This is a genomic window from Bacillus sp. FJAT-27251 (genome assembly GCF_001273925.1).
GTDB lineage: Bacteria > Bacillota > Bacilli > Bacillales > Cytobacillaceae > Mesobacillus_B.
The window spans coordinates 1,573,422-1,584,102 of sequence record NZ_LIGG01000001.1; the positions used below are offsets into that span (position 1 = coordinate 1,573,422).

At 48.0% G+C, this 10,681-nt stretch carries 10 protein-coding genes; 9 read left to right on the forward strand and 1 reads right to left on the reverse strand.

Going from position 1 to position 10,681, the window contains the following annotated elements; all coding sequences use genetic code 11:
* Nucleotides 1–7: 7 nt before the first annotated feature.
* The gene (locus tag ADU22_RS07430; protein WP_053361587.1) at nt 8–814 is read left to right on the forward strand and encodes a YihY/virulence factor BrkB family protein; all 807 of its coding nucleotides are present in this window, start codon (nt 8–10) and stop codon (nt 812–814) included.
* A gap of 266 nt (nt 815–1,080) precedes the next feature.
* On the opposite strand, the gene ADU22_RS07435 is transcribed toward ADU22_RS07430, so the two are convergent.
* Nucleotides 1,081–2,271 carry an MFS transporter gene (locus ADU22_RS07435; protein WP_082252803.1) on the reverse strand — a complete coding sequence of 397 codons (1,191 nt, stop codon included), beginning with the start codon at nt 2,269–2,271 and terminating at the stop codon, nt 1,081–1,083.
* A 138-nt stretch (nt 2,272–2,409) separates the two neighbouring features.
* Between ADU22_RS07435 and ADU22_RS07440 the strand changes: the two genes are divergently transcribed.
* The 8 genes from ADU22_RS07440 to pdaA all read left to right on the forward strand — a co-directional run bounded on the left by ADU22_RS07440 (nt 2,410) and on the right by pdaA (nt 10,403).
* Nucleotides 2,410–2,814 carry an OsmC family protein gene (locus tag ADU22_RS07440; RefSeq protein WP_053361588.1) on the forward strand — a complete coding sequence of 135 codons (405 nt, stop codon included), beginning with the start codon at nt 2,410–2,412 and terminating at the stop codon, nt 2,812–2,814.
* A 100-nt stretch (nt 2,815–2,914) separates the two neighbouring features.
* On the forward strand, nt 2,915–3,532 hold the full coding sequence (locus ADU22_RS07445) for a YczE/YyaS/YitT family protein (protein ID WP_069187961.1): 618 nt from the start codon (nt 2,915–2,917) through the stop codon (nt 3,530–3,532).
* Between the two features lie 83 nt (nt 3,533–3,615).
* Complete coding sequence (locus tag ADU22_RS07450) at nt 3,616–4,440, forward strand: YfkD famly protein (protein ID WP_053361589.1); 825 nt, start codon at nt 3,616–3,618, stop codon at nt 4,438–4,440.
* A gap of 154 nt (nt 4,441–4,594) precedes the next feature.
* The gene (locus tag ADU22_RS07455) at nt 4,595–5,290 is read left to right on the forward strand and encodes a hypothetical protein (RefSeq protein ID WP_053361590.1); all 696 of its coding nucleotides are present in this window, start codon (nt 4,595–4,597) and stop codon (nt 5,288–5,290) included.
* A gap of 125 nt (nt 5,291–5,415) precedes the next feature.
* On the forward strand, nt 5,416–7,107 hold the full coding sequence (gene ggt / locus ADU22_RS07460) for a gamma-glutamyltransferase (protein WP_053361591.1): 1,692 nt from the start codon (nt 5,416–5,418) through the stop codon (nt 7,105–7,107).
* Between the two features lie 188 nt (nt 7,108–7,295).
* Nucleotides 7,296–7,481 (forward strand): SE1561 family protein, encoded by a 186-nt coding sequence (locus ADU22_RS07465; RefSeq protein ID WP_046525673.1) that lies wholly within the window; start codon nt 7,296–7,298, stop codon nt 7,479–7,481.
* A 164-nt stretch (nt 7,482–7,645) separates the two neighbouring features.
* The gene (locus ADU22_RS07470; RefSeq protein ID WP_053361592.1) at nt 7,646–9,214 is read left to right on the forward strand and encodes a fumarate hydratase; all 1,569 of its coding nucleotides are present in this window, start codon (nt 7,646–7,648) and stop codon (nt 9,212–9,214) included.
* A 385-nt stretch (nt 9,215–9,599) separates the two neighbouring features.
* Entirely contained in the window at nt 9,600–10,403 is an 804-nt protein-coding gene (gene pdaA, locus ADU22_RS07475) for a delta-lactam-biosynthetic de-N-acetylase (protein WP_053361593.1), read from the forward strand.
* Nucleotides 10,404–10,681 lie beyond the last annotated feature (278 nt).

Below are 10,681 nucleotides of genomic sequence, written 5' to 3' on the forward strand. Positions count from 1 at the left end.
TGCAGCTATGGTTGATTTGTCTTTTTTCAGAGGCATCTGGCGCAGGATACAAGAGGACGAAGTTCCGGCCTTGGCGGCCCAGCTTGCCTATTTCTTTTTGCTCAGCTTGTTTCCGCTTCTCATCTTCCTCGTTTCGCTTCTGCCGTATTTGCCGCTAAGCCATCACGATATTATGCATTTCATCAGGGACTTTGCACCGGGTGACACGGCGGATTTTTTCAATGATAACATGGAAAATGTCCTTAAAAGGGACGGAGCATTATTATCTTTTGGAATCCTGGCCACACTGTGGTCCGCTTCCAATGGAATCAATGCCGTGGTGCGGGCTTTCAATAAAGCCTTTCGCGTGGAGGAGACCCGCTCGTTTATCACTGCAAGGCTCATGTCGATTGTCATGACAGTCGCGATGATCTTTGTTTTTATCCTGGCTTTGCTTCTTCCGGTATTTGGACGTGAAATAGGTGAATTGATTTTCTCACAGCTTGGAATGGAAAGGGAGTTCCTTGACACCTGGAATACGATGCGGTGGATGGTTTCCCTGTTTGTTCTATTCTTTGTTTTTACCGGACTTTATTGGATTGCCCCGAATAAAAGGCTGAAAATAACCTCCGCACTCCCGGGCGCCTTTTTTGCTACTGGCGGCTGGGCGGCTGCTTCCTGGGCTTTTTCTTTCTATGTCAGTAAATTCGGTCAGTATACAGTGATTTACGGGCCGATCGGAGGCGTGATTGTCCTGTTGATCTGGCTGTATTTATCGGCCTTCATCATCATTATCGGCGGTCAAATCAATGCCTACTTCAGTGAAAAGAGATAAAAGCTGCCTGCCTTGTTTTTCCTTGAGCAGAATGCGCCGTATTTGCCAAAGCTATAAGAGAGGCAGATGCCTCACTTTTTTGGATAACTGTCCAGCTCCAGCGAATTTTCTAATAGGAGGCGATCAGGATGGGAAAAGGCAAAACGAAACAAAAAGGCAAATCCAGTCCGAAACATAAAACTTCAAGTTCTGCAAACAAATCAAACGGATACCATTAATGAAGAAAGGGAGCTGAATGTCAGCTCCCTTTTCCTATCTGTTATGTTCTATGCGGTACTGGACTCCTTCGCTGTGAGGCCCGGCCTGAAGCTGATCAGGGCGAAGAAAATGAGCAGGAGCATGGTGCTGATTACATAGAAGAAGCCTGCGCCTTTTAAGTGCTGAATCGCCAGGCCCCCAATAAGCGGTCCTGAAATGCTTCCTAATGAAAAGAAGATACTTACCATCAGGTTTCCTGCTGGCAGGAGCGGCCGGGGCAGCAGGTCGGCCATAAAACTGATGCCAAGGGAGTAGGTGGAACCAACGAGCATCCCGGCAACGAAGAAGCAAATAAGCAATCCGATTACGGAATCCTGGAGCATGGCGGCGGCTGTAAAACAAATAAAGCCGGCTAGCATGACAGCAGGCAGGACTCTTTTACGGCCAAATCGGTCGCTCAGGATTCCAAGCGGCAGCTGGAAAACGATGCTTCCAGCGGCAAACGCAGGCAGGATAATGGCCACAGCCCCGATTTCAATCCCGTTCCTTAGTGCATATACAGGAAAATTTCCATTGAGCGATGCTTCCAGGAATCCGTAGCCAAATGGCGGAAGGAACGCGACCCATGCATATTTGAACACTTTGCCAAAGCGCTTCATGGTACCAAATAAGGAGCCTGTTTCCATATCCTTTTCGGGGAATTCGTTCTTCAGAACCCAGACAAGCAGCCACGCTGTAAGGCTGATGGCGGAAGATATGATAAACGGCAGCGCTTCGCTGATTTCCAGCAGCCTCGTCAGAAGCGGCCCCAGCGTGAAGCCCAGCCCGAAAAATAAGCCATAAAGGGCGATGTTCCGGCCGAGGCGGTCCTTTGGAGAAGCGGATGTAATCCATGTTTGGGTCCCAAAGTGAAGCATATGGTCCCCAATGCCGATCAGGAAACGAAGAATGAACCAAAACCAGAACGATTTCCAGGCTGGAAAAAGCGCAAGTGCCAGTACCACCACAAATCCGCCAGCCAGAATGATGGGCTTATAGCCGAATCTTCTTAGCGGACCTTCCATTAAGGGGGAGGCAAGGAGAATCCCTATATAAAGACCGGTGGCATGGAAGCCGTTCATGGAGGATGACAGGCCATCCTGCTCAAAAATGATTGCAATCAAAGGAAGAAGCATCCCCTGCGACAAACCCGAAATGGCCACGATACTGACCAGAATCCAGAAGTGAAATTTATTTCCCATGTTTTTACTCCGTTCCATATTATTCCTCCTTGATGGTAACCGAGAGCCACTTTCCTGGCAAGGGAAATGTTTTTAATGTATAAGGCCGGGAAAAATAGTATACTCTCTCTTAGATGCACAGGTTCAGGTGGACCTGGGAAAGGAAGAGGAGCGGGAATGGAATTTAAAATGAAAAAGGACGTTGGTTTTTACGCGGACCTCGGCTTTGGCCGGCTTGATGTAGCGGGCGATGAGGAATATGGTTTCCGGCCCTACCAGCTGCTTGTGGCTTCAGTTGCCGTATGCAGCGGTGGAATCCTGAGGAAAATCCTCAACAAAATGAGACAGGAATTCAGTGATATAGAAATTAAAACGGATGTGGAGCGCAACTCCGAAGAGGCGGACCGTGTGGAGAAAATCACTGTCCATTTCAGGATTACCGGCACGAACCTTAGCGAGAGCAAACTTGAAAGAGCCATGGAGCTCACGCGGAAAAATTGCTCGATGGTCCAATCGGTCATTGGCAGCATTGAAGTGCATGAGACGTTTGAAATCATCCCGGAACAGCCTGCATCAAAATAAAGAAGGCATAAGTATTTAGAGAATATAAGAAAATAAATATAATAATACCACTCTGTTCCTGCCTGGAGCAGAGTTTTTAATCACTAAAGGAGATAACACAATGATGTGGTTTTACAGAATATTGTTCTTTCTAGTCGGCCTGGCACTTCTGTCGCTTGGAATATCCCTGACAATCAAATCGGGACTTGGATCCGGAGCGTGGGACGCCCTCAATGTCGGCCTGTCGGAAACAGTCGCCTTTACTCCGGGGACCTGGGTTGTTCTTGTAGGAATTTTCCTGATTATCTTTAATGCTTATCTTGGAAAGCGGCGGCCGGACTTTGGCGCCATCATCACCTTGTTTTTGACTGGAGTATTTATCGATTTTTGGCTGTTGATTGCCTTTAAAAACCTAACAGCCGTCGACCTGTCTTCCAAGGGGGTCATATTTCTGTTGGGCTTGCTGATCATGAGCATTGGGATTCCCATTTATATTCAGGGAAAGCTCCCGCTCAGCCCGATTGACAGCCTGATGATGGCGCTTCGGGAAAGGTTTGGATTCAGCTTGATGGTCGCAAAGACCATCGGGGAGACGACGGCTTTAATCCTTGCCTTTTTCTTTAACGGGCCAATTGGGATTGGAACGGTGATTGTCACCTTTGCGGTCGGACCGATACTGCAGCTGTTCGCGCCTTACGCTCAAAGGCTTTTCGAAAAACTGGCTGCTTCTCCAAGATAATTTAAAAAAGGCGGATAATCTGCGCGGACTACGAAAAAACTACAATCAAGAATGTTTTGTAGTAAGGAAAGGAGTCCGACATCATGAAAAAGTACAGCATTATCCTTTTAGGCATGGTGTTCATGCTAGCTTTTTTATCACCGGCGGCCGCTGAGAAAAAGGGTGATAAGCCAGCACCTGCTCCAAAGCAGGAGGCTAAATATGCAATTCCTGATTCTGTTATGAATATTACTAAGGACAATACCTATCCAAATCCAGCAGAGGACCTGCCTTCCTTGCAGCCGAGCGAGCTTGCGAAGACATTGATTGAGACCTCGAAGGTTAAAATTGAAAATCCCGATCTTATTCGCCTTTTGAACGAAACGAGCATTAACAGTACGCCTTTTGCAATTGGCTACCGGGCCATCGTTTATCTCGGAGAGTGGCCGCTTAATTATGAATCGACAGAGACATCGCCTAACTGGCAGTACCAAAAAATCAATACCAACTATTATGATAACCGTGGCGGCAACGCTCCCTATCAAATCCATTATGTCCAGGAGCAGCAAAAAGCTGTCAAAGGAGGCCTGACGGCGAAGATAAAGAACGCTGAGGATGTCCAAAAGATGATGATGCTGAAAGCCGCAAAGAAGACAGGGCTGCCGCTGGCCTTGGAAACGATTGTCGGCGCGGGTACAAAAAAGGACCATATTTATAACATCCAGCCAAACCGGCTCGGCTATCTGTACGCCTATGCGCCTGCCATAAACGAAAAAGGCAAGGTGACATACGGGGAAGTTTACTTGATGTTAAAAGGAAACAAGAAGATGATTGTAGTGCAAAATGTTACCTCCCAGGGAATTGGGGCCTGGATTCCCATTCAGGATCATGTGACTTTTGGGTTTGTGTCAAGTGAACGCCCTAGATAATCCAGTGAAAATGCCGGCCATAGCGCCGGCATTTTTGCTTATGTTTTTTCCTTGTAATTCCACTTCCTCCTGACAAAGGTGTTTAGCGTGTTGCGATGCCGGGAATTACACCAATATAATCGCACATACTATCTATGTTAAGGAGGAACTAATAATGGCACAAAATATTTTGCCCAATGAAACGAACAGCATGGATTCTTCAATGAACAATGTGAAAACATCATTCGGTTCGTCCGCAACTTCATCTTCAAGCAACAACAGCAAAATGATGAAGGGGATCCTTATCGGCGGCGTGATTGGCGGAGTCCTGGCGATGCTTGATGCCAACACAAGGACAAAGGTAAAGGACGCCGCGGTAAATGTGAAAGATTCTTCCATGAACATGATTAGCGAAGTGAAAAATAACCCTTCAGATGTAAAGGAACAGATGGTGAGTTCATTCAAGGACGCGTCCAATGTATTGAAGGAAGCCATCCATGATGCGCAAAGCTTGTACGACCGATTGAACAAGGATATGTTTGGAAAAGTGAGCGAAGCAAAGGAGATAACCAGCGAGGCTGTCGATACCGCCATGGATGCAAAAGGTGAACTTGCTGAAATCGGTTCCAAAGTCAAAGAGGCAGGATCAGTGGCAATGGACAATCCTGTTGTGGATGCAGCGAGTGAAAATAATGGCAATACATCGGGTTCAACAGGAACCGATATGGGCGCGAAAAAAGCTGATTCCGATGTAACAAATGCCTATGCAACAGGAATGGACAGCAAGCCTAAAGATACTCCGGAGCTAGGAAACACTTCCAATACACTTTCCATTCCTCCCGAAGACCAAATGAACAAAAATAATCGATAAAAAAATTTCAGGAAAGGGCCAGTCCAGGTTAGGACTGGTCTTTTTGGTATTTTGACATAGTTTTGCTTAACGGGGAAATGGGTAAAAACTGATATCTGTCTGTCAAATGAATTGGAGGCAATAATATGGCAAAAGGAAAAGAAATAATAACCCGTTCAAATAGAAGTGAGTATGAAAGGGAAACAGCCAGGGGTGCAAAAGGGATGGTCGTATCCGCCCACCCGACGGCAACCGACATTGGAAATCAAATCCTGAAAGAAGGCGGAAATGCCATCGATGCAGCTGTGGCGGTACAATTCGCCCTCAATCTTGGGGAACCGATGATGACCGGAATCGGCGGCAGTGGATTTTTCATGGTTCATCATAGTGAGAGCAACACAACGAAAATCTACGATGGCCACTCCAAGGCGCCCAAGAAGGCTCACCCTGAGATGTTTTTGGACGACAAAGGGGAAGTAATCCCTTTTAAAAAAAGGTCGACCCATGCTACGGCCGTAGGAGTGCCCGGCATATTGGCCGCGATGGATGCTGCCCTGCAGGAGCATGGAACAAAGGAACTAGCCGATTTGATTCAGCCGTCCATTGAGGCGGCTGAAAAGGGCATTCACGTCAACTTCATGCTTGATTGGGCGCTAAAGGAATTCGAATACCGCCTGAATGACCAGGCGAGGGAATTGTTCCTGCCAAAAGGAAAGGCGCTGGCAGAAGGGGATACCTATTTCAAGGAGCATCTTGTTAAGACCTACAGGATTCTGCAAAAGGAAGGCATCAAGGCATTTTATGAAGGCGAAATAGCGGAAGCGATTGTGTCTACCTTAAAGGAAAATGGGGGATTTATGGAGCTGTCCGACCTGAAGGAGTATAGGCCTATGATTGACGAGCCTGTCTGGGGGGAGTACAGAGGGTACAAGGTGGCATCCTCCAATATGCCGAGTGCCGGCGGAACCACCGTGCTGCAAATCCTGAAACTTCTTGAAGGGTTTGACCTCAGCAAGTATGATGCCAAGTCATGGGAGAAGTATTACTTGTTTGTCGAAGCCATGCGGATTGCTTTTTCGGACAAGGTCGCATTCTCTGGTGATCCGGAATTCAACCATATCCCTGTCGAGGGGCTGCTTAACGAGGAGTACCTGCGTGAACGCCGCAAGTTTATCAATTTTGAAGGGAAAAACCCAGCCATCGACTTTGGGAACCCGTGGGCGTATGAGAACGGTGAGGAAATCAGTGTGGTTACACAGCCGTTTGAGCCTGAGCGGGAAAGAAGCGAAACGACTCATTTTACAGTCATGGACCGCTGGGGAAATATCGTTGCCTGCACTTCGACAGTCGAGCATCCATTTGGTTCAGGAATTATGGTGAAGGATTATGGCTTTATGCTTAACAATGAGCTTACCGATTTTGACCCAGTACCGGGGGGATTAAACGAGCCTAGAGCCGGCAAGCGCCCCGTCAGCTGCAAAAGCCCCACTATCGTGTTCAAGGATGGAAAACCTGTGCTGACGCTCGGGTCGCCGGGGGGACCAACCATTGTGGGTTCCGTATTCCAGACGCTTGTAAATGTTCTGGATTTTAAAATGGATTTAAAGGAAGCGATTGAAGAACCGCGCATTTTCAACAGCACCGGCCCACTGATTGGCTGGGAAGCGCATGTAGACAAACTGGCAAAAGGCAAGCTGGAGCAGCTGGGCTTCGAATTTGGCAAGGAGCCTTACCCAATCGGCAATGTCCAGGCCATTGCAATCAATCAGGAATCGGGAGAAATGTATGGCGCCGCCGACTCCAGCAGGGAAGGCAAGGCAGCTGGAATCGATGAATGATGAAGCAGATGGGGAGCAGGTGAGCTTTGCCTGCTCCCTGACTTAATTTTGTAATTGAAATGGTGCAGACAGGTGACAATAAGATTGCCCGAAGAATACGCTGAAAATTTTAATCAAACGTTTGATTAAGATTGCAACAGCCGCCTATTTTCGTTAGGATGAGAACGGAAGTGAAAGGAGAGAGTTGATTGGGAAGCCCGATTAAGGACCAAAATACCCAAGTGGTATTTCTAAAGCACCGCCTGAACGCCTTTATGGATCTGTTGGATGCCATCGATCCGGAACAGGCCGAGCTGGAGGATATCGACCGCATGATCGCGATTGTCGAGGAAATGGATGCAAAATGCCGCGAGTTCAATAACCGCGACAAATAAAGAGGCCTGCCGGGTCTCTTTTTTTTGGAGTCGATCCAGAGGGATTAGGAGTTTTCCATCTTTTAAAAGAACGGCGATAGGAGTATAATGAAAGCGGTATTGTAATAGAAAATTCACAAAAATAGATTGACGAATATGGGAGCATGAGGAGAGGGGATAAACAAATGAACATGGAAAAGTTTCAAGAGAGCATGTACCACTTGATTGTGCAAACATCTACAAACCTGCCGAAGGACGTGCGCCGTGCGATTAAGGGCGCAAAGCAGCGCGAGAATGCCGGAACCCGCTCTGCCATGAGCCTGGCGACGATTACCAATAATATTAAAATGGCGGATGAGAATGTATCGCCGATTTGCCAGGATACAGGGCTTCCTACTTTTAAACTGAAGGTTCCTGTCGAGGCGAACCAGCTTCAGATGAAAGAGGCGATTAAAGCTGCGATCGTCCAGGCAACAAAGGACGGCAAGCTGCGCCCGAATTCCGTCGACTCACTTACTGGCGATAATAGCGGCGATAACCTTGGGCTCGGATTGCCTGTCATCAAATTTGAACAATGGGAAAAGGATTTTATTGATGCGCGCCTGATTTTAAAGGGCGGCGGCTGTGAAAATAAAAACATCCAGTACAGCCTGCCATGCGAACTTGAAGGCCTTGGCCGTGCCGGACGGGACCTTGACGGCATCCGCAAGTGTGTCATGCATTCCGTCTACCAGGCGCAAGGGCAAGGCTGCAGTGCCGGTTTTATCGGAGTCGGCATCGGCGGCGACCGCTCTTCGGGCTATGATTTGGCGAAGGAGCAGCTGTTCCGTTCGGTGGATGATGTGAACCCTAACGAAGAGCTTCGCATGCTTGAGGAATACATCATGGATAATGCCAATGAGCTGGGAATCGGCACGATGGGCTTTGGCGGCGAGACCACCCTTCTTGGATGCAAAGTAGGTGTGATGAACCGCATCCCGGCAAGTTTCTTTGTGTCGGTTGCGTACAACTGCTGGGCATTCCGCCGGCTTGGTGTACAGGTAAACCCGGAAACAGGCGAAATTAAGGACTGGCTATACCAGGAAGGCGAAGACATTGACTTTGCGGACGAATCCGGCGAGGATGCGGCAGCTGCGGAAATCGCCGCAGCGGCTGAAGCGCCAATCTCCCAGGAAGCCATTACGCTTACTGCCCCGATTACGGAAGAGCAAATACGCCAGCTCAAGGTTGGCGATGTGGTCAAAATTACCGGAAGAATGTACACCGGGCGTGATGCGATCCATAAGTATCTGATGGACAATGACGCACCAGTAGACCTGAATGGACAAGTTATCTACCATTGCGGACCAGTCATGCTGAAAGACGAAGCAGGCAATTGGCATGTAAAAGCGGCCGGGCCGACAACAAGTATTCGTGAAGAGCCTTACCAGGGCGATATCATGAAGAAGTTCGGCATCCGCGCCGTAATCGGGAAAGGCGGCATGGGTGCCAAGACCCTTGCGGCATTGAAGGAGCACGGCGGCGTTTACCTTAACGCCATCGGAGGTGCGGCCCAGTATTACGCAGAATGCGTCAAGTCGGTAGACGGAGTGGACCTGATGAATTTTGGAATCCCGGAAGCTATGTGGCATCTTCAAGTCGAAGATTTCACTGCAGTGGTGACAATGGATTCGCATGGAAACAGCCTGCATGAAGACGTTGAGAAATCCTCGCTTGAAAAACTGGCACAGTTTAAAGAGCCGGTGTTTAAATAACAGGAAAACTTGTACCGGCAGACGAGTATCTGTGGATAGGTCTGTTTGTGGGTTTTTGGATCTACTGATGGAGGACTGTTTTTCTGTATATGTATGTTTATGGGTCCTCCATCTACGCGATGGGGGACCGATTTTGGGTTGCAGACCCTTTTTTGGTCCTCCATTCAGCTTATGGAAGACCGTTTTTAAGTTCATTTTTGGTCGTCCATTCGCCTGATGGAGGATCGTTTTTCGAATTCAGCTTCATTTTCGGTCGTCCATCACCTCGATGAAGGAAATCTGAAAATAAAAATTGGAAAAAAGCAGTGCGTTAATCGCACTGCTTTTTTCGTTTATTTTAGCCGGTAAAACAAACAATATAAAAAACAATTAATGGAGGACAAATATGAAAAAGAGTATTAATATCTTTCTGGCAGTATGCCTTATCTTCAGCATTGGCAGCCCGCTGGCCGCACGTGCCGAGGTTTCCAATAAACCGGTGCATTGGGGATTCACAAAGGGTCGGGGCGGCAAGCCTGCTGATGCTGGCAAGCAGCTGGAGAACCTTCTTAAAGATTATGGAGGAGTATATAAAGGCGACCCCGCCAAAAAAGACATTTATTTAACCTTCGATAATGGCTATGAAAATGGCTATACCGAACAGATTCTGGATGTGCTGAAAAAAGAAAAGGTGCCTGCTGCCTTCTTTATTACCGGACATTATCTTGAAACAGCCGAGGATCTTGTCATCCGTATGGCCGAAGAAGGCCATACGATCGGGAACCATTCCTACTATCACCCTGATTTGACGCAAGTGAATGATGAGAGGCTGAAAACCGAGCTTGAGAAGGTGAGGGAGAAAACCTACGAGATAACTGGGCAAAAGCATATGGCCTACTTAAGGCCGCCCCGGGGAATCCTCAGCGAGCGGACGCTCAAGCTGGCAAAAGAAGAAGGATACACCCATATCCTCTGGTCACTGGCCTTCATGGACTGGGATACGAAAAGGCAAAAAGGATGGGAGTACTCCTATAACAACATCATGAAGCAAATCCACCCAGGGGCCGTCCTGCTGCTGCACACAGTATCAAAAGACAACGCCGAAGCACTCGAAAAAGTCATCAAGGACCTTAAAAAGCAGGGATACACCTTCAGAACCCTCGATGACCTCATGCTCGAAGGCACACTGCAAAACCCAATGCTCTACTAACAGGGGTCAGGCACCCGTTGGGAGATTAACGCATCACCGCGCCGGGGGTCAGGCACCCGTTGGCGAGTTAACGCTTCACCGTACCGGGGGTCAGGCACCGCCCGGTTTTTTGCTGTAAATGGGTTTTTCGTATGTGAAGCTTATTCGTGTTATAATACGGGGATAAATAATGGAATGGAAACGACTAGCCACTCTATGAGGGTAGGGAAAAGTGTATCAATGATCCCAAAACCAGCTGAACTGGTGATGCAGGGTCACGATGAATCTGCCAATGTGCC